This window comes from Burkholderia sp. AU30280 (genome assembly GCF_020420125.1).
Classification (GTDB): domain Bacteria; phylum Pseudomonadota; class Gammaproteobacteria; order Burkholderiales; family Burkholderiaceae; genus Burkholderia.
Map to the genome: position 1 here is coordinate 631,289 of NZ_JAIZRY010000002.1, position 24,107 is coordinate 655,395.

Genomic DNA, 24,107 nt, shown 5'->3' on the forward strand with positions numbered 1-24,107 from the left:
GCGCGAGCGCGGGCGGCTGCCGCGCGCAGTTGTCAGGGAGTGTGAGCCATTCGTCAGCAAATGAAACGGTGGGTAACAGTCTGAGAGATTCGAGAACCGGCCGCGCGGGCCGCGGGTCTTTTGTCGTACCTGCTGCGTATTGCGGCGGGGGATGCAACGGGTCGCATCGCTGCGGTCCGGGCTCACGACTTCCTGAGGAGAATTGCCATGTCCAAGATTCGTACGATGCTGATCGGTGCCGCGCTGACGGCGTTCGCCACTTCGGCCGCATTGGCCCAGACGGGCGCGGCGGTGCAGGGCGCAGCCGGTGCCGGCGTACAGGCGCAGACGCCGGCTGCGGGCGCCGGTGCCGGCATGCAGGGTAGTGCGGGCGCGAACGCACCGGGCAATGCGGTCGGCGCGGCGGCCGATGGCGCGAAGGATACGGCGTCGTCGGCCGTCCACTCGGCCAAGAAGCACACGAAGCACGCTGCGAAGTCGGCCAAGAGCCATGTCGGCTCGGCCAAGGCGAAGGCTGGTGAAGCGACCGAAGGCGGCGCATCGGTCGGCGCGGAGGGCGGTGCGTCGGCCCAGGGCGCCACGCAGTAAGCGGTGCCCGGCGCCGTGCGACGTTCGTCCTGGACGGTGCGTCGCGACGGCGGCCATCCGACGGCCCGGTTCGCGTTGCGCGAGTCGGGCCGCTTTCATGTGTTGATGCGATCGGGCGCGGCGTTACGGCCGCCGTTGGCTTTGTCCTTGTCCCTGACCCTGCGCCGGCCGCGCGGCGGCCGGGGTGAATACGCTGCGCAGCCACGCGGCGAGGCGGGCGAAGACGTCGTAAGGCTCCTCGACGAAGATCTCCGGTTTCAGCAGCCGCAGGTATTCCATGATCTGCTGCGCCTCCTGTTTCTGGAACGAGCCGTGCGCGAGCCCGAGCCGCAGCAGTCCGCGCAGCTCGCCGAGCTTGTCGCGCGCGGTGCTGCCGACGCTCATCTCGCACGCGAGCTTGGCCTCGTAGACCCGTTGTCGCAGCGATTCCGCGAGTCGCCATGCAGGCGTCTGCATCAGTTCCTCGAGCGCCTGGATGTCTTGCGCCGCACCCTTGATCTGCGATGCGAGCGGATCGATCAGCGACGGGTCGCCCTGCGCTTCGGCGACGATCGCCTTCGCCCAGTCGCGGCAAGCCTTCGCGAGTTCGTCGGGGGTCCATTCGGAGCGTGACGCGAAGCCGAATCCGAATTCGCCGGCCTGCCGCATCAGGATCGCGACGACGTCCGGAAATTCCTTGTCGAGCGTGCGTTTGGCCCACGCGTACTGACCGCCCTGCAGCATCCGCTGCACCGCGTGCTCGGTCAGCGGCACCATGTTGTCGAGCAGTTTGGCGCGCAGGAAATCCTCGAACGACGGCGTCGCGAACTGCGGGTCGAGTTTCAGCGACACGCGCACGAACGCGTCGTAGTCCTTGCGCAGGGACTCGAGCGTGTCGTCCTTGAGGGAAAGGGTGATCTGGCCCATGAATCGTCTCGATGGCGGCCCGCGCAAGCCGGCGGCCGGCGCGGCGCACCGGGACGGGCGCAGCGTCGACTGACCGGTGCGCGCCGAGGCCGGTGGCGGGTCTTCATCTCCTATATCGGCGTGCCGTACGGAAACTTGAGCGCGCGTGACCGAGCGTGTACTCAGGCGGGTAGCCAGTGGGGCAGCACGACCCCTTGCCAGAAAAAGAACACCGCGAGCCCTGCCGCGATCGTCACGAGCGGGCGGCGGGTGGCTGCCGACACGAGCACGGCAGCGAGCGCGCCGACGAGCTGTGGATTGCGCCAGGTCAGCTCGGCCGTGCCGCCGTGCGGCGAGACGGTCATCGGCACGATGATCGCGGTCAGCACGGTGACGGGCACGAAGCCGAGCGCGGTCCGCACGAGCGGCGGGAAGGTCAGCCGCTCGCCGAACAGAAACAGCGTCGAGCGGATCGCGTAGGTGATGACGGCCATCCCGAGAATCAGCAGCGCGTAGCTCACGATGCAGCCTCCGTGCGCGAGCCGGCGCGCGTGCGTTCGTGCAGCAGCGTGAGTGCGACGCCGATCGCGACGCCGGCGGCGACCGCACCGAGCAGCCCGAGCTTGTACGGCCAGCCCTGCCAGAAGTACGCGAGCGTGCCGGCCGTCACGGCCGCCGCAAAATAGCGCAGCGTGCCGAGTTGCGGGACGACGATCGCGATGAAGGTCGCCGCCATCGCGAAATCGAGACCGAGCGACTGCAGACCTGGAAATGCCGCGCCGAAGCCGATCCCCGCGAGTGTCCAGACCTGCCAGTTCAGGTACATCGCGAGCCCCGAGCCGAAGAAGTAGTGGGGGCCGATCGCGCCCGGCGGGAAATGCCGGTAGTGCGCATAGGCGACCGCGAACACCTCGTCGGTCATCAGTGCGCCGAGCGTCGCACGCCAGCGCAGCGGCAGGTGTGCGACATAGGGCGCGAGCGTCGCGCTGTACAGCAGGTGACGCAGGTTCACGATCAGCGTGGTCGCGAGCACGACGGCGAAGCTCGCGCTGCCCGCGATCAGGCCGAGCGCGATGAACTGCGCGGAGCCCGCGAATACGGCGAGCGACATCAGCGCGCCATGCCATGCGGCGAGCGGGCCGCCGCCAACGAGCGTGCCGAAAATCACGCCGAACGGGGCGGCGCCGATCATCATCGGGATCGTGTCGCGCGCGCCGTCGAGCCATTCGTTCAATGGGCGGCGGGCAGGTGATACGGGTGTCGGGTTCAAAGGGGGCTCCTCCATCAACGGGAGGATAGCGGCCAGGGGGTGTGCTGGCTTGTATGTTCTTGCGCTCGGGGGATCGGGGCGGTGCTTGGCCGCCTGCCGGCGCCGACGGTATCGCGGGGCCGACCGGACGCTGCGCGTCAGCTCGCCTGCCAGCGCCCGGGCGGCACGCCGAACATGCGTTTGAAATGCCGCGTGAAGTGGCTTTGGTCGACGAAGCCGCTGGCCGCCGCGACGTCGGCGACGGGCACGCCCGCGCGCAGCGGCGCCAGCGCGCGCTGCAAGCGCAACTGGTTGCGCCAGGCATGCGGCGGCATGCCGGTCGTGCGGGTGAACAGGCGCGCCGCGTGGAACGGTGACAGGCCCGCAGCCTGTGCGACTTCGTCGAGCGTCACCGTGCACATGAGATCGGCGGCGAGCCGCTCGCGCATCGCGTCGACGCGCGGTTCGTCTGCCGCCAACGGCGCTGGTCGCGGCAGTGCGTCGGCATGGCGCACGATCAGCGTCGACAACGCGTCGAGCATCGCCGTTTCGGCGGCGAGCGGATCGTAGATGCGCGGTGCGCCGCCCGCCGGATCGTCAGCCGGCTGCCCGTGCGCCTGCGAGGGCAGTGCGCGCTCGCTGCCGGCCTCCATCATCCGGTGCGCCAGCGTGAGCCTGGTCGCAAGATCGGCGTCGCGAATCACGCCGGGCGCAAACCACGGCGCGTCCTGCGGGCGGCCGGCGATCGCACTGGTGAGTTCGCGGATGAATTCGACCGGCATGTAGCTGACGCGATAGCACCAGCCCTCGTCGGCCGCGCGCGAACCCGTATGCACTTCGCCGGGATTGATCACGGGTACGGAGCCGGTTTCGGCGACATAGCCGCTGCCGCGATAGGTAAAGCGTTCCGCGCCTTCGAGGATCACGGGGATCGTGTACGCGTCGTGCCAGTGGGGGGCGAACGTGTGTTCGCGATAGGTGGCCGTGAGGAGATCCGCATCCGGCAGCAGCGGCGTGCGCCAGTAGTGTGCGGAGTCGGGAAGGCGGGTGGCGGACATGATCGGGCGCGGAAGCGGTCGAATCGACAGTGTATCGTTCGCGCGCCCGGCAGGCGCGGGCTTTACTTGACCGGAATCGTCGTGCCGGCCGGCATCGGTACCGCGGTGACGGCGTTCTTCGGGCTGCCACTGACGATGCGGTCGCTGTAGGTCAGGTAGACGATCGTGTTGCGCTTGGCGTCGACCACGCGCACGACGTGCAGGGTCTTGAAGATGAACGACATGCGCTCGCTGAACACGTCGGTCTGCTGCTTGAGCGGTTCCTTGAAGCTGATCGGGCCGACCTGGCGGCATGCGATCGACGCTTCGCTCGGATCCTCGGCGACGCCGAGCGTGCCCTTGATCCCGCCGGTGCGGGCGCGCGACACGTAGCAGGTCACGCCGTTCACGACCGGATCGTCATACGCTTCGACGACCACGCGATCGGAGCCCGTGACGCGAAAATGGGTGTTGACGCTGCCGACCTCCTCTGCGTGCGCGAGCGGCGCCGCGGCGAACGCGGAAAGCAGGAGGGCGAAGGGGGCCGAGCGGAGGAGGCGGTGCTTCATCGATGGAACCGGATGCGAATGCGGGACAGAGACTCTAGCATGCGCGCGACCGGGCGACGAAAGTCGAAAGGCGGGCCGGAAAAACAAAAGGCCCGTCGATTGACGGGCCTTTCGCTATTTGGCTCCCCGACCTGGGCTCGAACCAGGGACCTACGGATTAACAGTCCGGCGCTCTACCGACTGAGCTATCGGGGAATAAATCGGTACATCTGCATGCTTGTTTGTCTACCAGCAAAAAGCCCGTCCACTTTCAACGGGCCTATGCGTTTTTGGCTCCCCGACCTGGGCTCGAACCAGGGACCTACGGATTAACAGTCCGGCGCTCTACCGACTGAGCTATCGGGGAACAAACAACAACAGCAGAGAAACGAGATTATATGGAGCGTTGATCAGGTCGTCAATACTTTTGAGCCACGGCGCACAAATTTTTTTTGCGGCCGCTGCGCGATCAGCGCTCGAGCAGGTGCAGCTTGTCCTGCACGTCCTTCCACTCGTCTGCGTCGGCCGGTGCCGGCTTGGTCTTCGTGATCGACGGCCAGTCCTTCGCCAGCTCGGCGTTCAGCGCGGTGAACTGCTGCTGGTCGCCCGGAACGTCTTCTTCGGCATAGATCGCATTGGTCGGGCACTCGGCGACGCACACGGCGCAGTCGATGCACTCGTCCGGATCGATGGCGAGAAAGTTGGGACCTTCACGGAAGCAATCCACCGGGCACACATCCACGCAATCCGTGTATTTGCACTTGATGCAGCCTTCGGTCACAACGTGAGTCATTAAAACGCTCCTGCTTGGCGGTATATATGGGGTGGCGTATGCGCCAAAACCGGCATTGTAACTGAAGCGCAAAACCCGCATGGCGTGGTCGGCTATCCGGCTTATATCGTTTCGTGATTAGTTTATAGAGGCGTCCGGTGGCTCGCCGAAGGGGCGCACCAACGGGGCGCCTGTCCCGTACGCCGGTAGGGCGGGGTGACCGGCGCCGGGCGGCAGGCGGTTTCACGATGGTCGGGCCCGCATTCGGGTAACATGGCCGACAGACCGGGCGGCGCGGGGTGCGCCGAGGCCCTGTCACGATATTGGCGGTGCCGTAACCATGATCATCACTTCGCTGCTCGACACGGATCTCTACAAGTTCACGATGATGCAGGTCGTCCTGCATCACTTTCCCGCTGCAAGCGTCGAATACCGTTTCCGGTGCCGCACGCCCGGCGTCGATCTCGTGCCGTACATCGACGAGATCCGCGACGAGGTGCGCGGCCTGTGCGCGCTGCGTTTTTCCGACGTCGAACTCGACTACCTGCGGCGGATGCGCTTCATCAAGAGCGATTTCGTCGATTTCCTCGCGCTGTTCCACCTGAACGAGAAGTACATCTCGATCACGCCGTCGCCGAAGGGCAACGGTGAAATCGACATCGAGATCACGGGGCCGTGGCTGCACACGATCCTGTTCGAGATCCCGGTGCTTGCGATCGTCAACGAAGTGTATTTCCGCAACACGCAACGCGAGCCCGACTATCGAGAAGGCCGCGAGCGGCTGCGCGAGAAAATCAAGCTGCTCGGCGCGAAGCCCGAATTCGCCGACTGCAAGATCGCCGACTACGGCACGCGTCGGCGCTTCTCGAAGGTCTGGCACGAGGAAGTCGCGCTCACGCTGCGCGACGGCCTCGGCCCGCAGTTCGCGGGCACGAGCAACGTGCTTTATGCGATGAAGCACGGCATCACACCGCTCGGCACGATGGCGCACGAGTATCTGCAGGCCTGCCAGGCGCTCGGCCCGCGGCTGCGCGATTCGCAGATCTACGGCTTCGAGATGTGGGCGAAGGAATATCGCGGCGACCTCGGGATCGCGCTGTCGGACGTCTACGGGATGGATGCATTCCTGAACGACTTCGACATGTACTTCTGCAAGCTGTTCGACGGCGCGCGCCACGATTCGGGCGATCCGTTCGAATGGGGCGAGCGGATGCTGCGCCATTACGAGTCGAACCGCTGCGACCCGCGTACCAAGGTGCTCGTGTTCTCGGATGCGCTCGACATCCCGAAGGTCATGCAGCTGTACGAACGGTTCCGTGGCCGCTGCAAGCTCGCGTTCGGCGTGGGCACGAACCTCACCAACGATCTCGGCTACGTGCCGCTGCAGATCGTGATCAAGATGGTCCGCTGCAACGGCCAGCCGGTCGCGAAGCTGTCGGATTCGCCGGGCAAGAGCATGTGCGACGACAAGGCGTATCTCGCGTACCTGCGCCAGGTGTTCGGCATCGCGCAGCCGCTCGAGGAAGACGCGTCGAAGTAGGCGTCGGCCGAACGGCCAAAACCGCGTTGCGGCGAGGTCGGCCGGTATAATCCGACGGTATCGCCCGCCAACGTCACGAGGACCGTTCATGGACACTTCCGCTGCCCGTCGTCAGATCCTCGCGCGCATTCGCGCGGCACAGGGGCGTGCGGCCGAACCCGATTCGGCCGAGCGCGACGGCGTTGCCGACTATCTCGCCCGTCATCCGGAGGGCCCGCGCCCGCCGGCGCCGGCCGATCTCGTCGCTGCATTCGTCGACGAAGCGGCACGCCTGTCGACGACGGTCGACGAAGTCGCGACGCTTGCCGAGGTACCGGCCGCCGCGGCTCGCTACCTTTCCATTCACGGCCTGCCGACGCAGGCCGTCGCGTGGCGCACGCTGGCCGATTTCGACTGGGCGGGCGCAGGCCTGTCGGTCGAATGCCGCAAGCCGCGCGACGGCGATCTGGTCGGCGTCACCGGCTGCTTTTGCGCGACCGCCGAAACGGGCTCGCTGGTGCTGCTGTCCGGCCCCGACACCTATGCGTCGGCCGGCCTGCTGCCGGAAACGCATATCGCAATCGTTCCCGCGTCGCGGATCGTCGCCGGTCATGAAGACGCATTTGCGCTGATCCGCTCGGAGCGTGGCGAATTGCCGCGCGCGGTCAATTTCGTGTCGGGCCCGTCGCGCACGGGCGATATCGAGCAGACCATCGTACTGGGCGCGCACGGCCCGTACCGCGTTCACGTGATCGTTGTACGGGGCGCGTGACGCGCCGCTGCATTCACTACCACTCGAACAAGGAAGTTCCGCATGAAACGACATGCCGCCTGGGCGGGCATGGCGTCGGGGATCGCGCTTGGCGCCGTTCCCGCGCTTGCATCGGCCGCAACGCTCGACGGTGCCACGCTGTCTGCACTCTGGGGTATCCCGTTCGCCGGGATCCTGCTGTCCATCGCACTGTTCCCGCTCGTCGCCCCCGTGTTCTGGCATCACCACTTCGGCAAGATTGCGGCCGGATGGGCGGTCGTGTTCCTGATCCCGTTCGCGTTCGCGTTCGGCGCGGGCACCGCGTTCGGCACGCTCGTGCATGCGCTGCTCGAGGAATACATCCCGTTCATCGTGCTGCTCACCGCGCTCTATACGGTCGCGGGCGGCATCTGCGTGAACGGCAACCTGCACGGCACGCCGAAGCTGAATACCGCGATCCTCGCGCTCGGCACGCTGCTCGCGAGCGTGATGGGTACGACGGGCGCCGCGATGCTGCTGATCCGGCCACTGCTGCGCGCCAACGACAACCGCAAGCATGTCGTGCATGTCGTGATCTTCTTCATCTTCCTCGTCGCGAACGCGGGCGGCTCGCTGTCGCCGCTCGGCGATCCGCCGCTGTTCCTCGGTTTCCTGAATGGCGTGAGCTTCTTCTGGACGACCACGCATCTCGCACTGCCGATGCTGTTCATCTGCGTTGTGCTGCTGGCGCTGTTCTTCGCGCTCGATACGTACTTCTACCGCAAGGGCGGCGAGGAGCGGCCGGCCGTGCTCGATCCGACGCCGGATAGCGACAGGCTGTCGATCGACGGCAAGATCAATTTCGTGCTGCTCGCAGCCGTGATCGGCCTGGTGCTGATGAGCGGCGTGTGGAAGCCGGGCATCACGTTCGACGTGTGGGGCACGCATGTCGCGCTGCAGAATCTCGTGCGCGATGTCGCGCTCGTGGTCGTAACGCTCGCGTCGCTCGCGCTGACGCCGCGCTCCGCGCGCGAGGGCAACGCGTTCAACTGGGCGCCGATCGAGGAAGTCGCGAAGCTGTTCGCGGGGATCTTCGTGACGATCGCGCCAGTGATTGTGATCCTGCGCGCCGGGGCCGACGGCGCATTCGCGCAGATCGTCCATCTCGTCACGGGGCCGGACGGCAAGCCGATCGACGCGATGTACTTCTGGGCGACCGGCATCCTGTCGTCGTTCCTCGACAACGCGCCGACCTATCTCGTGTTCTTCAACCTCGCGGGTGGCGATGCGCAGTCGCTGATGACGACCGGCGCGTCGACGCTCGCCGCGATTTCCGCGGGCGCGGTGTTCATGGGCGCGAACAGCTATATCGGCAACGCGCCGAACTTCATGGTGAAGGCGATCGCCGAATCGCGCGGCGTGAAGATGCCGAGCTTCTTTGCGTATCTCGGCTGGGCGCTGGTCGTGCTGATACCGGTATTCCTGCTGACGTCGTGGATCTTCTTCACGGCGTAAGCTGACGATTTTCAACCTAGGGCGGGCGGTCCCGGCGGCGCACGGCGCGCTGCGATCCGTCCGCAGCATGCGGAGATGGCGATGCAGAAGATCCTGGTCGCGCGTCCGATCTTTCCGGACGTGATCGAGCGCCTCAAGCAGTATTTCGACGTCGACTGGAACAACGGCGACGCACTCGCACCCGATGCGCTCGCCGCGCGTCTGGCCGACAAGGACGGTGCGCTGACGGCTGGCGATCCGGTCGGCGCGGCCGAACTCGCGGCGGCGCCGCGCCTGCGCGTCGTGTCGAACATGGCGGTCGGCTACAACAATTTCGACATGGCCGCGTTCAACGCGGCGAACGTGCTCGGCACCAACACCCCCGACGTGCTGAACGAGTCGACTGCCGATTTCGGTTGGGCGCTGATGATGGCCGCAGCACGCCGGATTGCCGAATCCGAGCACTGGCTGCGGGCCGGCCATTGGCAGAAGTGGGCGTACGACGGTTTCCTCGGCACTGACATTTACGGCTCGACGCTCGGCGTCATCGGGATGGGGCGCATCGGCCAGGCGCTCGCGCGCCGTGCGCGCGGCTTCGGCATGCAGGTGACCTATCACAACCGGTCGCGGGTCGCGCCCGAGATCGAGGCCGAGCTGAATGCCGAATACGTGTCGAAGGATGCGCTGCTTGCCCGTGCCGATCACGTCGTGCTCGTGCTGCCGTATACGAAGGAGAACCACCACACGATCGGCGCGGCCGAGCTCGCGAAGATGAAGCCCACCGCGACGCTGACCAACATCGCGCGCGGCGGGATCGTCGACGACGCGGCGCTGGCCGTCGCGCTGCGCGACGGGACGATCGCCGCGGCCGGCCTCGATGTGTACGAAGGCGAGCCGACGGTCCATCCGGCGCTGCTCGAGGTGCCGAACGTCGTGCTGACGCCGCATATCGCGAGCGCGACCGAAAAAACGCGCCGCGCGATGGCGAACCTCGCCGCCGACAACCTGATCGCCGCGCTGGGCGAAGGGCCGCGCGCCGGGCAGCCGCTGAATCCGATCAACCCTGACGTGATCGGGAAGCCGCGCGTATGACGATGACGTTGTTGCTTGCGGCGGTCGTCGTGCTGGCCGTCGCGCTTGCGGTGGCGATCGTCGCGCTCGTGCGTGGTGGTGGCCGCCACGACGATGCGGCGGTACTGGGCGACCAGATCGAGGACGCCGCGCATGCGCAGGCGCGCGCGGTCGAGCGGCTCGAACGCGAACTGCGTGGCGAGATCGTCGAGAACGCGCGCGGCTCGCGCACCGAGCTGGCCGGCAGCTTCGCACAGCTTCAGCAGACGCTCGCCGCGCAACTGACGAGCGTGGCGACCGTGCAGAACAACCAGATCGAAGGTTTTGCGCAGCAGCTCGGCAAGCTTGTCGCCGGCAATGCGCAGCAATTCGACGCGATGCGCGAGAGCGTGCAGCGGCAGGCGCAGCAGGCGCGCGAGGAGCAGACGGGCGCACTCAGGCTGTTCGGCGACACGTTGAACCGGCAGCTCACGCAACTGACCGAAGCGAACGACCGCCGGATCGGCGAGGTGCGCGCGACGCTCGAACAGCGGCTGAAGGAAATCGAGACGAACAACGCGGCGAAGCTCGAGGAGATGCGCCGCACAGTCGACGAGAAGCTGCACGCGACACTCGAGCAGCGGCTCGGTGAGTCGTTCAAGCTCGTGTCGGACCGGCTCGAGCAGGTGCATCGCGGGCTCGGCGAGATGCAGACGCTCGCGGCGGGCGTTGGCGACCTGAAGAAGGTGCTGACCAACGTGAAGACGCGCGGCACCTGGGGGGAAGTGCAGCTCGAGGCGCTGCTCGAGCAGATGCTGACGCCCGAGCAGTACGCGAAGAACGTCGCGACGGTGCCGAAGAGCAGCGAGCGCGTCGAGTTCGCGATCCGGCTGCCGGGGCGCGATGCCGGCACGCGCGACGCGCCGCCCGTGTGGCTGCCGATCGACGCGAAATTCCCGCGCGAGGACTACGAGCGGTTGATCGACGCGCAGGAGCGCGCCGATGCGGTGGCGGTCGACGAGGCGGCCCGCGCGCTCGAAGCACGCGTGCGGCTGGAGGCGCGCACGATCGCCGAGAAGTACGTCTCGCCGCCGCACACGACCGATTTCGCGCTGCTGTTCCTGCCGACCGAAGGGCTCTATGCGGAGATCCTGCGTCGCCCGGGGCTGACCGACCTGCTGCAGCGCGACTATCGCGTGACGGTCGCCGGCCCGACGACGCTCACCGCATTGCTGAACAGCCTGCAGATGGGGTTCCGCACGCTCGCGATCGAGCAGCGCTCGAGCGAGGTGTGGCAGGTGCTCGGCGCTGTGAAGACGGAGTTCGGCAAGTTCGGCGACGTGCTCGCGCGCACGAAGGCGCAGCTCGAAACGGTCACGCGCTCGATCGAGTCCGCCGAGCAGCGTACGCGCGTGATGAGCCGCAAGCTGAAGCAGGTCGAGGCGCTGCCGGGCGACACGGCGGCCGGGCTGCTCGGCGCGGAAGGGGCCGACGGCGCCGATGCGGACGACGCGTGACGCACCTGGCCGACATTGGCCGGAAAGCAAAAACGGGCGCTGCGGCGCCCGTTTTCTTTTGAATCACGTGCCGGCGCGGCCGGCCCGCGATCAATGCCCGGCGAGCGTGCCCAGTGCGTCGCCCGTGACGCGAACGATGCGCCAGTCGGGCAGCACGGTTGCGCCCATCTTTTCGTAGAAATCGATCGCCGGTTGGTTCCAGTCGAGGACCGACCATTCGAAGCGCCCGCAACGTCGCTCGACGGCCAGTGCCGCGAGGTGACGCAGCATCGCGGTGCCGAGGCCCGTGCCGCGCTGCGACGGCTGTACGTACAGATCCTCGAGATAGAGGCCGCGACGGCCGAGGAATGTCGAATAATTGTGGAAGAACAGCGCATACGCGACGATCGCGCCGTCATGTTCGGCCACCCGTGCCTCGGCGGCAGGCTGCGTGCTGAACAGCGCGTCGGCGAGATCGGCTTCGGTCGCAACGAACAGGTGCGTGAGCTTCTCGAACTCCGCCAGTTCGCGCATCAGCGCGAGGATCGCGCCGACATCGCGTGCCTGCGCGGCGCGGATCAGCGGTGTGCCGCTCACGCTTCCTCCGGCGGATCGGACAGCACGATCTCGATGCCGCCGAAGCGCGATGCGACCCAGTTGTACGCGTGGCATGCGATCCACAGCAGCACGAAGCCGAGGATGGCGTTCAGCAGCAGCGCGCTCAGGATCGTGCTCAGTTCGACCATCCCGTAGCGGACGTACGCGACGAGGATGCCGAGCAGCACGATCGGCACGCTGAACGTCAGGTAGACGAGGATCAGCGCCTTGGCGGTCTGCCCCGCGGCGATCGACGAAATTTGTTTCTTCATGTGCGGATTGCCCCCGTAGAGATATACCGATAGTGGAATTCAGATCAGGCCGTCGAGCGGCAGGATGTCGACCGGGGTGCCCGCGTCGACTGCCGCGGTATCGTGGCCCAGGACGATGAAACAGTTGGCGGCCGAGAGGCCGCTCAGTGACGCGGAACTCTGCGAGCCGGCCGGTGCGACGTGCCAGCGGCCGTCGGCGGCGCGCGTGGCGATGCCGCGCAGGTAGTCGGTGCGGCCGGGGCGCGACTTCAGCGCATGCGTGCTGAGCGCCGTGTACATCGCCGGCGGCGGAGTCTGCGCACCGGCCAGCGTCAGCAGCGCGGGGCGCACGATCGCGTAGAACGTCACGGCAGACGCGACCGGGTTGCCGGGCAGCCCGAAAAACAGCGTATGACCGGCACCGTTGGCCGCGCGCGTGAGCGTGCCGCACGCGAGCGGCCGCCCGGGACGCAGCGCGAGACTCGCGAACGTCACGTCGCCGAGCCGGGCCATGACGTCGCGCGTGAAGTCGGCTTCGCCGACCGATACGCCACCGGACGTGATCACCGCGTCGGCCTGCGCGGCGACCGCGCCGCGCAACGCGGCTTCGAGCGCGGCCGGGTCGTCGCGGACGATCCCGAGATCGACCGCATCGACATGCAGCCTTTCGAGCATCGCGATCAGCATCCCGCGATTGCTGTCGTACAGTGCGCCGGGGCCGAGCGGCTCGCCGGGCTCGCGCAGTTCGTCGCCGGTGGAGAACACGGCGACGCGCACGCGCCGGCGCACCGAAACCTCGGTGATGCCGAACGACGCGAGCAGGCCGAGATCGGACGGCCGCAGGATGCGGCCCGCGGCAAGCGCGCACGCGCCGCGCGCGAGATCCTCGCCGGCCTTGCGGCAGTTCGCGCCGCGTGCGATGTCGTGCGCGGCGAAGCGAATCGTGTCGCCGTCGACGCGCACGCGTTCCTGCGGAATCACCGTATCGCAGCCGGCCGGCATCGGCGCGCCCGTCATGATGCGCACGCATGATCCGGCGGCGATGGCGCCGCCGAACGGATGGCCGGCGAGCGCGGTGCCGGCGACCGTCAGCGTGAGCTCCGCCTGCTGCGATGCGTGCATCCCGGCGCTGCCGTCGAACGCATAGCCGTCCATCGCCGAGTTGTCGTACGCGGGAATGTCGAACGGCGCGTTCACGTCGGCCGCGAGCACGCGATCGAGTGCATCGCGCAGCGTCACCGTGTCACACGCGTCGACGGGCACCGCGAAGCGGCACGCGAGCGCCTGCGCGTCGGCGAGCGACAGCGGAGCATCGGAATCGGGTGCGGTTCGGGGGGCGGGCGAGGATTGCGTGATCATCAGTCGGACTGCGCCGCAAGGCGTATCGGGTTCGTGGCCGGTGGCGCGAGGAGGGTGCCTGGGCGCGGGTGTCGCGTGCGGCGGGCGCCGGGCGGGAACCGTACGAGCGCCGTCAGCGGCGGGCCAGCGCGGCGAGTTCCTGCCAGGAGTTGGCATTGTAAAACGCACGCTCGTCGTGGAACTCGACTTCGACCGTCTTGTGGCGTGCGTACCACGCACGCACCTTGCGGTCGCCGGCGGCGAGCCGGGCGGCGAGATCGTCGGCCAGCGACGTGCGCAGCAACGCGAACGTCGGCTGCGGCGAGCGTGCCTGTCGTGCGTCGACGGTCACCGCCATGGCGATGTCGGCCTGCTGCGCGTCGAGCGCTGCCTGCAACCGTGCGACGAGGTCGGCCGGCAGATAGGGTGTATCGCACGGCGAGCACGCGACGAGCGGCGCGCGTGCCGCCCGCATGCCGGCGAGCAGGCCCGCGAGCGGGCCGGGGAAGTCGGGCGTTTCGTCCGCGACGATGCGCGCGTCGAACGGCGCACCGAGTTCGGCATAGCGATCGGCATGGCGATTCGCGCTGATCAGCGTCTCGTCGACCTGCGGCGAGAGCCGGCGCAGCACGTGCAGCGCGAGCGGTGTGCCGTCGAGCAACTGCAGGCCCTTGTCGACGCCATCCATGCGTGTGGCGCGCCCGCCTGCGAGCAGCAGGCCGGCAATCGAGGGAGACGCGGAAGCAGGCATGGTAAGAGGGCGGGAAGGGCAGTGAGCATCAGCCGCCGATATACGACATCTCGACCCGCTTGCCGGCGCCGTCGGGCACGGCGTCGGCAGCCGCGCTACCGCGCAGTTGCGAATAACGGTCGGTGCGGGCCTGCCAGATGCGGGCGATCGCGGTCGCGATCTCGGCGTCGCTCGCGCCACCGCGCACGAGCGCGCGCAGGTCGTGGCCCGTCGACGCGAACAGGCACAGGTACAGCTTGCCTTCGGTGGACAGCCGCGCGCGCGTGCAGTCGCCACAGAAGGCCTGCGTGACGCTCGAAATCACGCCGATCTCGCCGCTGCCGTCCGCATAGCCCCAGCGCTGCGCGGTCTCTGCCGCCGTGTGCGGATCGAGCGGCACGAGCGGGAAGTGTTCGGCGATCCGTGCGATGACGTCCGCCGATGGCAGCACCTCGGTCATGTTCCAGCCGTTCGACGTGCCGACGTCCATGTATTCGATGAAGCGCAGGATCACGCCGGTCCCGCGGAAACGCTCGGCCATCGGCAGAATCTCGCTGTCGTTGGTGCCGCGCTTCACGACCATGTTGACCTTGACCGGCGCGAGGCCCACGGCCTGGGCCGCAAAGATGCCGTCGAGCACGTCGGCGCTCGCGAACTCGGCATCGTTCATGCGCTTGAACAACGTATCGTCGAGCGCGTCGAGGCTGACTGTCACGCGTGTGAGCCCGGCGTCCTTCAGCGCGCGCGCCTTGCGTGCGAGCAGCGAACCGTTGGTCGTGAGCGTCAGGTCGAGCGGGCGCCCGTCATGCGTGGTCAGGCGTGCGAGGCGCTCGATCAGGAATTCGAGATTCTTGCGCAGCAGCGGCTCGCCGCCCGTGATGCGGATCTTCTCGACGCCGTGTGCGACAAAGAGTCGCGCCACGCGTTCGATTTCCTCGAGCGTGAGCAGCGCGCTGTGCGGCAGGAACGGGTAGTCCTTGTCGAAGACGGCGCGCGGCATGCAGTACACGCAGCGGAAGTTGCAGCGATCCGTCACCGAAATGCGCAGGTCGCGCAGCGGCCTGGCGAACGTGTCGGCCAGCGTGCCGTCCGGGGCATGCGCGACACCGGAGACGTCCGGCATCCCGCTGACGTCGGCGAGAGGAATGATGCGTCGGGACATGTTGAAAGAAGTGCGGACCAGGCCTCTATTTTAGCCGCAAGCGGCCGCCGGGGCCGGTGGGCGGAAACCCGCAGCGCGGACGTGAAAAAGCCCGCCGGAGGCGGGCTTTTCCTGGTCGGACGATGCGTCGATCAGTGATGCGTCGTTTCGACCTGCTGCATCGGGGCCGGATCGACCGGCGGCAGCACCTTGCGTTCGCGCGGCACGCGAGCCGGACGCGGGAGGCGCGACGCGGCTTCCTGCGCAGCGGCGAACTTGTCGGCGTCCGTGTTCACCCAGACGAGACCGGCCTGCTCCAGCACGGTATCCAGGCTCGCCGAAGCGGGCGCGGCTGCCGGTTGGGCGGGAGCCGGTGCCGGTGCTGCGACGGCCTCGACCGGCGCTGCTTCGACATGGGCAGGCTCGGCAGCCGCCGGAGCGGCTTCGGTCGTCACGACCGGTGCAGCTTGCTCGACGGGTGCCGGCTGCGGCGCCTCGACGGCGACAGGCGCTGCCGGTACTTCGAACGCGTCGGTCGGCGAAACCGCGACCGGCGCCGGACCCGCTTCCGTCGCGACGGCCGGTGCGATCGGTGCCGGTTCTGCTGCCTGGGCGACTACCGGTGCTTCGGCCGGCGCTGCTTCGACGTGTACCGGTGCCGGCTGCGGCTCGACAGCGGCCGGTGTTGCCGGTTCGGCATGGTGCTCGACCACTGCCTCGGCGACGACGGCGCTTGCCGCGGCGGCTGCCACGGCGACTGCCGGTGCGGCCGTGTGGGCCGGTTCGGCAGCAGCCGTTGCTTCCGGCGTCACTGCGTGCACCGTCACTTCGCCTTCTGCGCCTTGCTCGGTGTGGTCGACGACTGCGCCGTCTTCCTCGCGCTCGCGACGACCGCCGCGGCGGCCGCGACGGCGACGGCGACGTTCCTCGCCATCACGCGCGCCGGCTTCCGCGTCAGCTGCCAGCTCGGCGCCGGGCAGGGCTTCTGCGAGAGCCTTGTCGGCTTCCGGTTCCGGATGGGTTTCGCCACGGGTGACGGTTTCCAGCGTTGCTGCATGCTGGGTCGGCTTGCGGCGCTCGCCGCGCTCGCGACGTTCGCCGCGTTCCTGGCGCTCACCACGACCGGCTGCTTCGACGCCTTCCGGCTGCTCGGCACGTTCGCGCGGTTCGCGGTTCTCACGCGGTTCGCGCGGCTCACGGCTTTCACGCGGCTCGCGGCCTTCGCGCGGACCACGGCCCTCGCGACCTTCACGCGGTTCACGACCCTCGCGCGGCTCGCGGCCCTCACGCGGCTCACGGCCTTCGCGCGGCTCACGTGCTTCACGCGGCTCGCGTGCTTCCTTGCCTTCGCGTTCCTGGCGTTGCGGCTGGCCACGCCCGGCTGCGGCCTGGTCGCGGCCGCCTTGCGCCTGCTGGGCGCCGCCACGACGATTGCGGTTGCGATCGCCGCCGCGTTCGCCGCGCTGCTCGGACTTCTCGGTGCGTTCGCCGCGAGCCGGACGGGCTGCCTGCTCCTTCGCCGGTGCCGGAGCAACCGGTGCGGGTGCGGGCGCCGGCGACACGCCGAACAGGCCTTTCAGCCAGCCGATGAAGCCGCCGCTTGCCGGCGCGACAGGTGCGGGCGCCGCAACGGGTTCGACCGGGCGCTGCGGTGCCGGGCTCGGGGCCGGACGCTCGGGCGTGATGCCCTTAACCGCGGCTTCCTGCTTCGGCTTCACTTCCGCCGCGCGCTTGCTGTAGCCGGTTTCCGACTCGAGTTCGCGGGCTGCTTCCTCGGCCATCTTCCAGGACGCGCGCGGATCGTCGAGACGTGCGTCGTCGTGGCGCAGGCGCTCGAGCTTGTAGTGCGGCGTATCGAGGTGCTTGTTCGGGATCAGCACGATACCGACCTTGAAGCGCGACTCGATCTTGTTGATTTCCTGACGCTTTTCGTTGAGCAGGAAGGCGGTCACCTCGACCGGCACCTGGCAGTGGATCGCCGCGGTGTTTTCCTTCATTGCCTCTTCCTGAATGATCCGCAGGACCTGCAGCGCGGACGATTCGGTATCGCGGATGTGGCCGGTGCCGTTACAACGCGGGCAGGTCACGTGGCTGCCTTCCGACAGGGCCGGACGCAGGCGCTGGCGCGACAGTTCCATCAGGCCGAAACGGGAGATCTTGCCCATCTGGACGCGCGCGCGGTCATGCTTGAGCGCGTCTTTCAGGCGCTGCTCGACTTCGCGCTGGCTCTTCGCCGATTCCATGTCGATGAAATCGATCACGATCAGGCCGCCGAGGTCGCGCAGGCGGAGCTGGCGGGCGACTTCGTCGGCCGCTTCGAGGTTCGTGCGGGTGGCCGTTTCCTCGATGTCCGCGCCCTTGGTCGCGCGTGCCGAGTTCACGTCGATCGCGACGAGTGCTTCGGTGTGGTCGATCACGATCGCGCCGCCGGACGGCAGCGGCACCGTGCGCGAGTACGCGGTCTCGATCTGGTGCTCGATCTGGAAGCGGGAGAACAGCGGCACGTCGTCGTGGTAGCGCTTCACCTTCGCGACGTTGTCCGGCATCACGATGTCCATGAATGCGCGGGCCTGATCGTGAATTTCGTTCGTGTCGATCAGGATTTCGCCGATATCGGGCTGGAAATAGTCCCGGATCGCGCGGATCACGAGGCTCGATTCCAGGTAGATCAGCATCGGCTGGCCGGCGTTGCCGCTTTGCGACGCCGCTTCGATCGCGCGCCACAGTTGCAGCAGGTAGTTCAGGTCCCACTGCAGTTCCTCGGCGCTGCGGCCGATGCCCGCGGTACGGGCGATCATGCTCATGCCGTCCGGGATCTGCAGTTGAGCCATCGTTTCGCGCAGTTCCTGACGCTCGTCACCTTCGATCCGGCGCGACACGCCGCCGCCGCGAGGGTTGTTCGGCATCAGCACCAGGTAGCGGCCGGCGAGCGAAATGAACGTGGTGAGGGCTGCGCCCTTGTTGCCGCGCTCTTCCTTCTCGACCTGGACGATCAGTTCCTGACCTTCGCGCAGGGCGTCCTGAATGCGCGCGGAGCGCATGTCGATGCCTTCCTTGAAGTACTGGCGGGCGACTTCCTTGAACGGCAGGAAGCCGTGGCGGTCTTCGCCGTAGTTGACGAAGCACGCTTCGAGCGACGGCTCGATACGGGTGATGACACCTTTGTAGATATTGCCTTTGCGCTGTTCGCGCCCGGCTGTCTCGATGTCGATGTCGATGAGCTTCTGCCCATCTACGATGGCGACGCGCAGCTCCTCTTGCTGCGTCGCATTGAACAGCATGCGTTTCATGAACGACTCCAGGCGGCTCTACTGGCGGCGCCTCGCGGTTGTCAGTCGCGAGGGCGGGAACGACGGCAGGCCGCGCCTTGTTGTGTTGTCACAAGCACGCTGGAGCGGGAACGATGGCGGGGAGAATTGCCTGAAGAGGCGCTTGGGCCCGAAAGACGGGGCCGGCGGCCATAGGGCACCTGCGAACACGGCTTCAAAGCACGGCGTCCACACACCGCACGCTGTCAAAGCGCGCTAAGCCTGAGGCCGGGCACTGCCGCGGGGCGCGTCGTCATGCGTCGCGCGTGCCAACGGGCGGCAGATGCTGCGGCTTGGGCCGCAGCGGGGAGTATCGAATCCAGCCCGACTTTCCCGCCTGGGGTGTACTTCCCTGGTTTGACGTCGCCAGGCCCCGCACGCTTCGCGGAGCCAAATCGGGCGCAACGCCGTAATTTTCGCAACCGGCAGCCTGCCCGGACGCACTTCGCGCCGTCGGGCTGCCAATCAAATTCTTTTCAACCAACTTTCCGTTACCGCGGCGCCTTGCCGACCGAATCCGCCTGTGGGCGCGATCCTTGCCGACGGGCGGCGCCGTGCGTGCAACTTGCTGCTTCTCTTTGATTAGGGGCGAGCAGCAGACCCCCGGCGCAAGTAAAATAGCGGTTTGCGCTTGCGCCTTGCCCGGTTGGTCCGGGCCGGCCGGTGAGGCCGCCCGCAACGTCTGGCTGGGCAAAATTATATTCAGTATGAACGAGTTAGGCAAAATATCCCAGAATTCGGTCGCAAGCGGCCAGGTATCGATGCTCGAGATCGACGAAAGCTCGGTCGGTCAGCGTATCGACAACTTCCTGTTGCGCGTCTGTAAAGGCGTGCCGAAAAGCCATATTTACAGGATCCTGCGCAGCGGCGAAGTGCGCGTGAATAAGGGCCGGGTCGATGCGCAGTACCGGCTCGCGTTCGGCGACATCGTCCGCGTGCCGCCCATACGCGTGGCCGCAGCCGATCTCGCGCGCGCCGAAGCCACCATCGTGCCGCCCGCGCACTTCGACGTGCTGTTCGAGGACGACGCGATGCTCGTCATCAACAAGCCGGCCGGGGTCGCCGTTCACGGCGGCAGCGGCGTCGCGTTCGGCGTGATCGAGCAGATGCGCCAGGCGCGCCCGCGCGCGAAATTCCTCGAACTCGTGCACCGGCTGGACCGCGAGACGTCCGGGATCCTGATGCTCGCGAAGAAGCGCACGGCGCTGGTGGGCCTGCACGAACAGATTCGCGAGAACAAGATGGACAAGCGCTACTTCGCATGCGTCCACGGTGAATGGCAGTCCGACTGGGGGCGTCGCCGCGCGGTGAAGGCGCCGCTGTTCAAGTATTCGACCCCGGAAGGAGAGCGGCGCGTGCGTGTGCAGGACGACGGGCTGCCGTCGCATACGGTGTTCAACCTCGTCGACCTTTGGCCCGAGTACGCCCTTCTCGAAGCGGAACTCAAAACGGGTCGGACCCATCAGATCCGTGTGCACCTCGCGCATCTCGGCCTGCCGATCGCCGGCGACGCCAAGTATGGCGATTTCGCACTGAACAAGGCGCTGGCGCGCGCGAATGCGCAGCCGTCGTTGAAACGGATGTTCCTGCATGCGTACCGGCTGCGGCTCGCTCACCCGCTGACCGGTGAGGCACTGCAGTTCGATGCGCCGCTGCCGGACGAATGCCGGCGCTTCCTCGATCAACTCAGCGCATTGCGCGATACCGCCTGAACCGCATGGCTCGACAGCAATTTGACCTGATCGTCTTCGACTGGGACGGCACGCTGATGGATTCGACTGCGCACATCGCGCACAGCATCCAGGCGGCATGCCGCGATCTCGGCCTGCCCACGCCGTCCGACGAGGCGTCGCGCTACGTGATCGGCCTCGGCCTGCGCGATGCGCTGCAGATTACGGCTCCGACCCTCGATCCGTCCGACTATGCGCGGCTCGCCGAGCGCTACCGCTACCACTATCTGCTCGACGACCAGCGCATCGAGTTGTTCGCCGGCGTGCGGGAACTGCTCGCCGAGCTGCGCGACACGGGCTACCTGCTTGCCGTTGCAACCGGCAAGGGGCGAGTCGGGCTGAACCGCGTACTCGACCAGTCGAAGCTGACGAGCCTGTTCGATGCGACGCGCTGCGCCGACGAGACCTTCTCGAAACCCCATCCGGCGATGTTGCATGAGCTGTCCCGGGAATTGGGGCAGGACCTGTCGCGCACCGTGATGATCGGCGACACGACGCACGACCTGCAGATGGCCGCGAGTGCCGGGGCGGCCGGCGTCGGCGTCGCGTACGGCGCGCACACGGCCGACGCACTGGCTGCGCTCGCGCCGCGCTTCGTCGCGCCGGACGTCGGCGCGTTGGCCGCATGGCTGCGGGAGCACGCATGAGCGCGGCGCCGGACGCCGTGCGCGTGTGCGCATCGGATGCCCTGGCCGACGGCGGCGCCGGCGTGCGCGTCGACGCGACGCTGCGCGGCGAGCAGGCCGTGGTGTTCTTCGTGCGCTACGAGGGCCAGGCATACGGTTACCTGAATCGCTGCGCGCATGTGCCGATGGAACTCGACTGGGAAGAAGGGCAGTTCTTCGAATCGTCGGGCCTCTATCTGATGTGCGCGACGCACGGCGCGATCTACGAGCCGAATACCGGCAAGTGCGTCGGCGGCCCGTGCCGTGGCGGCCGCCTGCGGCCGGTGGAGGTCAACGAGCGCGACACGTCCGACGGGCGTGCGGTATTCTGGGTGCCCGACGCTGACCTGCGTCCCGCCATTCCCGCCACGACCGACTAACGACAACACTGCATGGCCGACCAACCGAATTCCCCGGATTCCTCCTCCCGTCCCGACAGCCGTGAACCGAACTGGGAGCGTGCGGCGCTCGAGCGGATCGCGCTCGCGGCCGTCAAGGAGCAGCGCGCGGCGCGGCGCTGGAAGATCTTCTTCCGCTTCGCGTTCCTCGCCGTGTTCGTGCTGTTCGCGTTCGCGTTGATCGATTTCTCGAGCGATTCGAAGTTCTCGGCGAGCGGGCGGCATACGGCGCTCGTGACGATCGACGGCGAGATCGCGGCCGGCGTCAACGCAAACGCCGACGACATCAACACGGCGCTCGATGCGGCGTTCGACGACGACGGCACGGCCGGTGTCGTGCTGCGGATCAACAGCCCGGGCGGCAGCCCGGTGCAGGCCGGGATGGTCTACGACGAGATTCGCCGGCTGCGCGCGAAGTATCCGGACAAGCCACTGTACGTCGTCGTGACCGACATGTGCGCATCGGGGGGCTATTACATCGCGTCTGCGGCCGACAAGATCTTCGTCGACAAGGCGAGCATCGTCGGATCGATCGGCGTGCTGATGGACGGGTTTGGCTTTACTGGGCTGATGGGCAAGCTCGGCGTCGAGCGGCGTCTGCATACGTCGGGCGAAAACAAGGGCTTCTACGACCCGTTCTCGCCGGAAACGCCGAAGATGGACGCGCATGCGCAGGCATTGCTCGACCAGGTGCACGCGCAGTTCATCAAGGCCGTGAAGGATGGCCGCGGCAAGCGGCTGCACGAGACGCCCGACATGTTCTCGGGCCTGTTCTGGACCGGCGAGAAGAGCGTCGAGCTCGGGCTGGCAGACGGCTACGGCACGACCGACACGGTCGCGCGCGACGTGCTGAAGGCGCCTGATCTCGTCGACTATACGGTGAAGGAAAGCCTGACGAACCGCGTCGCGCGCAAGTTTGGCGCGGCCGTCGGCGGCGCCGCGATGAAGGCGCTGACGGCCGGCGGCGCAGCGGTCAGCTTGCGCTGACCAGAATCGGGCGGGCCGCGATGGCCCGCCGTTCACCCGGCGGATCGCCGGTTGCGTTCAGTTCGCCAACAGCAGGAAGATCGCAGGGCGCTTGTGCAGATTCGGCGCAGGCGCCTTTTTCCAGTCCGCTACGGTACGGCTCGCGATCGTCTCGGTCGCGAGGGTCAGGTCGGCCGCGACGCAGATCTGCGTCGACGGTGCGCAGGTCGCGACCAGCGTGTCGAGCATCGCGTGATTCCGGTATGGCGTTTCGATGAAGATCTGCGTCTGGCGCGCCTTGCGTGACAGTTGCTCGAGTTCGCGCAGGCGTTTGGCGCGCGCGGCCGCGTCGACCGGCAGGTAGCCGTTGAACGCGAAGCTCTGGCCGTTCAGGCCCGATGCCATCAGTGCAAGCAGGATCGAACTCGGCCCGACGAGCGGCACGACCTTCACGCCGCGCTCGTGCGCGCGGCGCACCAACAATGCACCGGGGTCGGCGACGGCCGGGCAGCCGGCTTCCGACACGAGGCCGGCGTCTGCGCCGGCGAGCACGGGCGCGAGAAGCCGGTCGATTTCGCCGGCCGGCGTATTGACGTTCAACTCGCGGATCTCGATTTCCTGGATCGGGCGCGTCGTGCCGATCTTCTTCAGAAACGCGCGCGTCGTCTTCGCGTTCTCGCCGATGTAATAGCCGAGCGTGCCGGCGCGCGCCTGTACGGCCGCGGGCAAGACCGCCGCGAGCATCGATTCGTCGCCCTCGCCGAGCGTGTTCGGGACGAGGTAAAGCGTGCCGGCGGTCATGCGCGGTCTCCACGGGCGGTTGCGAACAACGGATATTCGGCGGCGCGCAGCATGCGCGTGAGCGCGATCAGCGGCAGGCCGACGAGCGCGGTCGGGTCGTTCGAGTCGATCGCGTCGAGCAGTGCGATGCCGAGCCCTTCGGACTTTGCGCTGCCGGCGACGTCGTACGGCGTTTCCGCGCGCAGATACGCGTCGAGTTCGGCCTCGGGCAGCGAGCGAAAGCGCACGCGCGTGACGATGTCCTCGACCTGCGTTTCGCCCGTCCGGCTGTCGTACAGGCAGAGCGCGCTGTGGAATTCGACTTCGCGGCCCTGCATCGACACGAGTTGCGCAAGCGCGCGCTCATGGGTGCCGGGCTTGCCGATCTGGAGGCCGTCGAAGGTCGCGACCTGGTCCGACCCGATCACGAGCACGCCGTCCGGCGCGTCGATCGTCGCGGCGACGGCGCGCGCCTTTGCCCCGGCGAGCCGCAGGGCGGTCGCGGCCGGCGTTTCGCCGTCGCGCGGGGTTTCGTCGAGGTCGGGCGACACGACGTCGAAGGGGATGCCGAGGCGCTCGAGGAGCGCGCGGCGGTAGCGTGAACTGGAGGCAAGAATCAGCCGCGGTGGGCGGCAAACGGTATCCGGCATGGTCGGTTGGATCGGTGAGTCGTCGGGTGTTGCGCAGCGTTGTGCGGACGCAAGCTTAAGTGATTGACTGAAAAAGGTAAAACAGGTATGCTTTCCCGCTTTTCGTCGGCAGGCTTCCGTTGTGGTGGCGCCTGCCGGGTCTTCGGAAGTAAAGTACGTCATCCGCGGATGAGCCGTACGCGAGC

The 24,107-nt window shown here is 67.5% G+C and carries 24 protein-coding genes and 2 tRNA genes; 10 read left to right on the plus strand and 16 right to left on the minus strand.

Annotated features, from left to right (window positions below):
- Nucleotides 1-207: 207 nt before the first annotated feature.
- Nucleotides 208-588: a hypothetical protein gene (locus tag LGN17_RS07005; RefSeq protein ID WP_226195658.1), complete on the plus strand. Its 381-nt coding sequence runs from the start codon at nt 208-210 to the stop codon at nt 586-588.
- Between the two features lie 123 nt (nt 589-711).
- Here the strand turns inward: LGN17_RS07005 and LGN17_RS07010 are convergent, their stop codons facing one another.
- From LGN17_RS07010 to fdxA, 8 genes are all read right to left on the minus strand, one after another.
- Nucleotides 712-1,494, minus strand: a complete 783-nt coding sequence (locus tag LGN17_RS07010; protein ID WP_175951700.1) for a DUF4088 family protein — start codon at nt 1,492-1,494, stop codon at nt 712-714.
- 161 nt (nt 1,495-1,655) lie between these two features.
- Nucleotides 1,656-1,994 (minus strand): AzlD domain-containing protein, encoded by a 339-nt coding sequence (locus LGN17_RS07015; protein WP_104768634.1) that lies wholly within the window; start codon nt 1,992-1,994, stop codon nt 1,656-1,658.
- A complete protein-coding gene (locus LGN17_RS07020) occupies nt 1,991-2,758 on the minus strand; it encodes an AzlC family ABC transporter permease (protein WP_226195659.1) in 768 nt (255 codons plus the stop codon). The genes LGN17_RS07015 and LGN17_RS07020 overlap by 4 nt, the downstream gene beginning before the upstream one ends.
- Before the next feature lie 122 nt (nt 2,759-2,880).
- Nucleotides 2,881-3,780, minus strand: coding sequence for an AraC family transcriptional regulator (locus LGN17_RS07025; RefSeq protein ID WP_226195660.1), 900 nt, complete (start codon nt 3,778-3,780; stop codon nt 2,881-2,883).
- 62 nt (nt 3,781-3,842) lie between these two features.
- Nucleotides 3,843-4,328 carry a CreA family protein gene (locus LGN17_RS07030; protein WP_011351383.1) on the minus strand — a complete coding sequence of 162 codons (486 nt, stop codon included), beginning with the start codon at nt 4,326-4,328 and terminating at the stop codon, nt 3,843-3,845.
- 119 nt (nt 4,329-4,447) lie between these two features.
- Nucleotides 4,448-4,523 (minus strand) — tRNA-Asn (locus LGN17_RS07035).
- 75 nt (nt 4,524-4,598) lie between these two features.
- Nucleotides 4,599-4,674, minus strand: a tRNA-Asn gene (locus LGN17_RS07040).
- A gap of 102 nt (nt 4,675-4,776) precedes the next feature.
- Nucleotides 4,777-5,100 (minus strand): ferredoxin FdxA, encoded by a 324-nt coding sequence (gene fdxA / locus LGN17_RS07045; protein WP_011351384.1) that lies wholly within the window; start codon nt 5,098-5,100, stop codon nt 4,777-4,779.
- A gap of 319 nt (nt 5,101-5,419) precedes the next feature.
- Between fdxA and pncB the strand changes: the two genes are divergently transcribed.
- The 5 genes from pncB (at nt 5,420) to rmuC (ending at nt 11,389) form a co-directional block, all read left to right on the plus strand.
- Nucleotides 5,420-6,619 carry a nicotinate phosphoribosyltransferase gene (pncB, locus tag LGN17_RS07050; protein WP_226195661.1) on the plus strand — a complete coding sequence of 400 codons (1,200 nt, stop codon included), beginning with the start codon at nt 5,420-5,422 and terminating at the stop codon, nt 6,617-6,619.
- 88 nt (nt 6,620-6,707) lie between these two features.
- Nucleotides 6,708-7,370 (plus strand): LutC/YkgG family protein, encoded by a 663-nt coding sequence (locus LGN17_RS07055; protein ID WP_226195662.1) that lies wholly within the window; start codon nt 6,708-6,710, stop codon nt 7,368-7,370.
- A 42-nt stretch (nt 7,371-7,412) separates the two neighbouring features.
- Nucleotides 7,413-8,843 (plus strand): sodium:proton antiporter, encoded by a 1,431-nt coding sequence (locus LGN17_RS07060; protein WP_226195663.1) that lies wholly within the window; start codon nt 7,413-7,415, stop codon nt 8,841-8,843.
- Nucleotides 8,844-8,924: 81 nt separating this feature from the next.
- Nucleotides 8,925-9,914 carry a 2-hydroxyacid dehydrogenase gene (locus LGN17_RS07065; protein WP_226195664.1) on the plus strand — a complete coding sequence of 330 codons (990 nt, stop codon included), beginning with the start codon at nt 8,925-8,927 and terminating at the stop codon, nt 9,912-9,914.
- Nucleotides 9,911-11,389 carry a DNA recombination protein RmuC gene (gene rmuC / locus LGN17_RS07070; RefSeq protein WP_226195665.1) on the plus strand — a complete coding sequence of 493 codons (1,479 nt, stop codon included), beginning with the start codon at nt 9,911-9,913 and terminating at the stop codon, nt 11,387-11,389. Before LGN17_RS07065 ends, rmuC begins: the two co-directional genes overlap by 4 nt.
- A gap of 90 nt (nt 11,390-11,479) precedes the next feature.
- Here rmuC and LGN17_RS07075 read toward each other — a convergent pair whose 3' ends face one another.
- The 6 genes from LGN17_RS07075 to LGN17_RS07100 form a co-directional block, all read right to left on the minus strand.
- Nucleotides 11,480-11,965 (minus strand): GNAT family N-acetyltransferase, encoded by a 486-nt coding sequence (locus tag LGN17_RS07075; RefSeq protein ID WP_226195666.1) that lies wholly within the window; start codon nt 11,963-11,965, stop codon nt 11,480-11,482.
- Nucleotides 11,962-12,237, minus strand: coding sequence for a hypothetical protein (locus LGN17_RS07080; protein ID WP_006401288.1), 276 nt, complete (start codon nt 12,235-12,237; stop codon nt 11,962-11,964). Before LGN17_RS07080 ends, LGN17_RS07075 begins: the two co-directional genes overlap by 4 nt.
- A 39-nt stretch (nt 12,238-12,276) precedes the next feature.
- Entirely contained in the window at nt 12,277-13,575 is a 1,299-nt protein-coding gene (gene glp, locus LGN17_RS07085; protein WP_226195667.1) for a gephyrin-like molybdotransferase Glp, read from the minus strand.
- Between the two features lie 112 nt (nt 13,576-13,687).
- Complete coding sequence (gene mobA, locus LGN17_RS07090) at nt 13,688-14,305, minus strand: molybdenum cofactor guanylyltransferase MobA (RefSeq protein ID WP_226195668.1); 618 nt, start codon at nt 14,303-14,305, stop codon at nt 13,688-13,690.
- Between the two features lie 28 nt (nt 14,306-14,333).
- Nucleotides 14,334-15,446, minus strand: coding sequence for a GTP 3',8-cyclase MoaA (gene moaA, locus LGN17_RS07095; protein WP_226195669.1), 1,113 nt, complete (start codon nt 15,444-15,446; stop codon nt 14,334-14,336).
- Between the two features lie 131 nt (nt 15,447-15,577).
- Nucleotides 15,578-18,715, minus strand: coding sequence for an Rne/Rng family ribonuclease (locus LGN17_RS07100; RefSeq protein WP_226195670.1), 3,138 nt, complete (start codon nt 18,713-18,715; stop codon nt 15,578-15,580).
- Nucleotides 18,716-19,440: 725 nt separating this feature from the next.
- On the opposite strand from LGN17_RS07100, the gene LGN17_RS07105 reads away from it, so the two are divergent.
- From LGN17_RS07105 to LGN17_RS07120, 4 genes are read left to right on the plus strand one after another with little or no spacing between them, the layout of a single operon-like run.
- Nucleotides 19,441-20,445, plus strand: coding sequence for an RluA family pseudouridine synthase (locus LGN17_RS07105; protein ID WP_175951832.1), 1,005 nt, complete (start codon nt 19,441-19,443; stop codon nt 20,443-20,445).
- 5 nt (nt 20,446-20,450) lie between these two features.
- Complete coding sequence (locus LGN17_RS07110) at nt 20,451-21,110, plus strand: HAD-IA family hydrolase (RefSeq protein ID WP_069620561.1); 660 nt, start codon at nt 20,451-20,453, stop codon at nt 21,108-21,110.
- A complete protein-coding gene (locus tag LGN17_RS07115; RefSeq protein ID WP_226195671.1) occupies nt 21,107-21,508 on the plus strand; it encodes a Rieske (2Fe-2S) protein in 402 nt (133 codons plus the stop codon). Before LGN17_RS07110 ends, LGN17_RS07115 begins: the two co-directional genes overlap by 4 nt.
- A gap of 12 nt (nt 21,509-21,520) precedes the next feature.
- Nucleotides 21,521-22,513 (plus strand): S49 family peptidase, encoded by a 993-nt coding sequence (locus LGN17_RS07120; protein ID WP_226195672.1) that lies wholly within the window; start codon nt 21,521-21,523, stop codon nt 22,511-22,513.
- 57 nt (nt 22,514-22,570) lie between these two features.
- Here the strand turns inward: LGN17_RS07120 and LGN17_RS07125 are convergent, their stop codons facing one another.
- Together LGN17_RS07125 and LGN17_RS07130 are read right to left on the minus strand one after the other, a co-directional pair.
- Nucleotides 22,571-23,293 (minus strand): SAM-dependent methyltransferase, encoded by a 723-nt coding sequence (locus tag LGN17_RS07125; protein WP_175951714.1) that lies wholly within the window; start codon nt 23,291-23,293, stop codon nt 22,571-22,573.
- Nucleotides 23,290-23,922: a Maf-like protein gene (locus LGN17_RS07130; protein ID WP_226195673.1), complete on the minus strand. Its 633-nt coding sequence runs from the start codon at nt 23,920-23,922 to the stop codon at nt 23,290-23,292. Before LGN17_RS07130 ends, LGN17_RS07125 begins: the two co-directional genes overlap by 4 nt.
- Nucleotides 23,923-24,107: the final 185 nt, after the last annotated feature.

What these genes read in the sequence shown, in the direction of transcription:
- LGN17_RS07005 (WP_226195658.1), top strand. Translation starts at nt 208, where the DNA reads ATGTCCAAGATTCGTACGATGCTGATCGGTGCCGCGCTGACGGCGTTC.
- LGN17_RS07010 (WP_175951700.1), bottom strand. Translation starts at nt 1,494, where the DNA reads ATGGGCCAGATCACCCTTTCCCTCAAGGACGACACGCTCGAGTCCCTG.
- rmuC (WP_226195665.1), top strand. Translation starts at nt 9,911, where the DNA reads ATGACGATGACGTTGTTGCTTGCGGCGGTCGTCGTGCTGGCCGTCGCG.
- LGN17_RS07065 (WP_226195664.1), top strand. Translation starts at nt 8,925, where the DNA reads ATGCAGAAGATCCTGGTCGCGCGTCCGATCTTTCCGGACGTGATCGAG.
- LGN17_RS07100 (WP_226195670.1), bottom strand. Translation starts at nt 18,715, where the DNA reads ATGAAACGCATGCTGTTCAATGCGACGCAGCAAGAGGAGCTGCGCGTC.
- fdxA (WP_011351384.1), bottom strand. Translation starts at nt 5,100, where the DNA reads ATGACTCACGTTGTGACCGAAGGCTGCATCAAGTGCAAATACACGGAT.
- LGN17_RS07105 (WP_175951832.1), top strand. Translation starts at nt 19,441, where the DNA reads ATGAACGAGTTAGGCAAAATATCCCAGAATTCGGTCGCAAGCGGCCAG.
- LGN17_RS07060 (WP_226195663.1), top strand. Translation starts at nt 7,413, where the DNA reads ATGAAACGACATGCCGCCTGGGCGGGCATGGCGTCGGGGATCGCGCTT.
- LGN17_RS07130 (WP_226195673.1), bottom strand. Translation starts at nt 23,922, where the DNA reads ATGCCGGATACCGTTTGCCGCCCACCGCGGCTGATTCTTGCCTCCAGT.
- LGN17_RS07025 (WP_226195660.1), bottom strand. Translation starts at nt 3,780, where the DNA reads ATGTCCGCCACCCGCCTTCCCGACTCCGCACACTACTGGCGCACGCCG.
- LGN17_RS07125 (WP_175951714.1), bottom strand. Translation starts at nt 23,293, where the DNA reads ATGACCGCCGGCACGCTTTACCTCGTCCCGAACACGCTCGGCGAGGGC.
- LGN17_RS07120 (WP_226195672.1), top strand. Translation starts at nt 21,521, where the DNA reads ATGGCCGACCAACCGAATTCCCCGGATTCCTCCTCCCGTCCCGACAGC.
- LGN17_RS07115 (WP_226195671.1), top strand. Translation starts at nt 21,107, where the DNA reads ATGAGCGCGGCGCCGGACGCCGTGCGCGTGTGCGCATCGGATGCCCTG.
- LGN17_RS07020 (WP_226195659.1), bottom strand. Translation starts at nt 2,758, where the DNA reads ATGGAGGAGCCCCCTTTGAACCCGACACCCGTATCACCTGCCCGCCGC.
- LGN17_RS07110 (WP_069620561.1), top strand. Translation starts at nt 20,451, where the DNA reads ATGGCTCGACAGCAATTTGACCTGATCGTCTTCGACTGGGACGGCACG.
- moaA (WP_226195669.1), bottom strand. Translation starts at nt 15,446, where the DNA reads ATGTCCCGACGCATCATTCCTCTCGCCGACGTCAGCGGGATGCCGGAC.
- mobA (WP_226195668.1), bottom strand. Translation starts at nt 14,305, where the DNA reads ATGCCTGCTTCCGCGTCTCCCTCGATTGCCGGCCTGCTGCTCGCAGGC.
- LGN17_RS07080 (WP_006401288.1), bottom strand. Translation starts at nt 12,237, where the DNA reads ATGAAGAAACAAATTTCGTCGATCGCCGCGGGGCAGACCGCCAAGGCG.
- LGN17_RS07030 (WP_011351383.1), bottom strand. Translation starts at nt 4,328, where the DNA reads ATGAAGCACCGCCTCCTCCGCTCGGCCCCCTTCGCCCTCCTGCTTTCC.
- glp (WP_226195667.1), bottom strand. Translation starts at nt 13,575, where the DNA reads ATGATCACGCAATCCTCGCCCGCCCCCCGAACCGCACCCGATTCCGAT.
- LGN17_RS07055 (WP_226195662.1), top strand. Translation starts at nt 6,708, where the DNA reads ATGGACACTTCCGCTGCCCGTCGTCAGATCCTCGCGCGCATTCGCGCG.
- pncB (WP_226195661.1), top strand. Translation starts at nt 5,420, where the DNA reads ATGATCATCACTTCGCTGCTCGACACGGATCTCTACAAGTTCACGATG.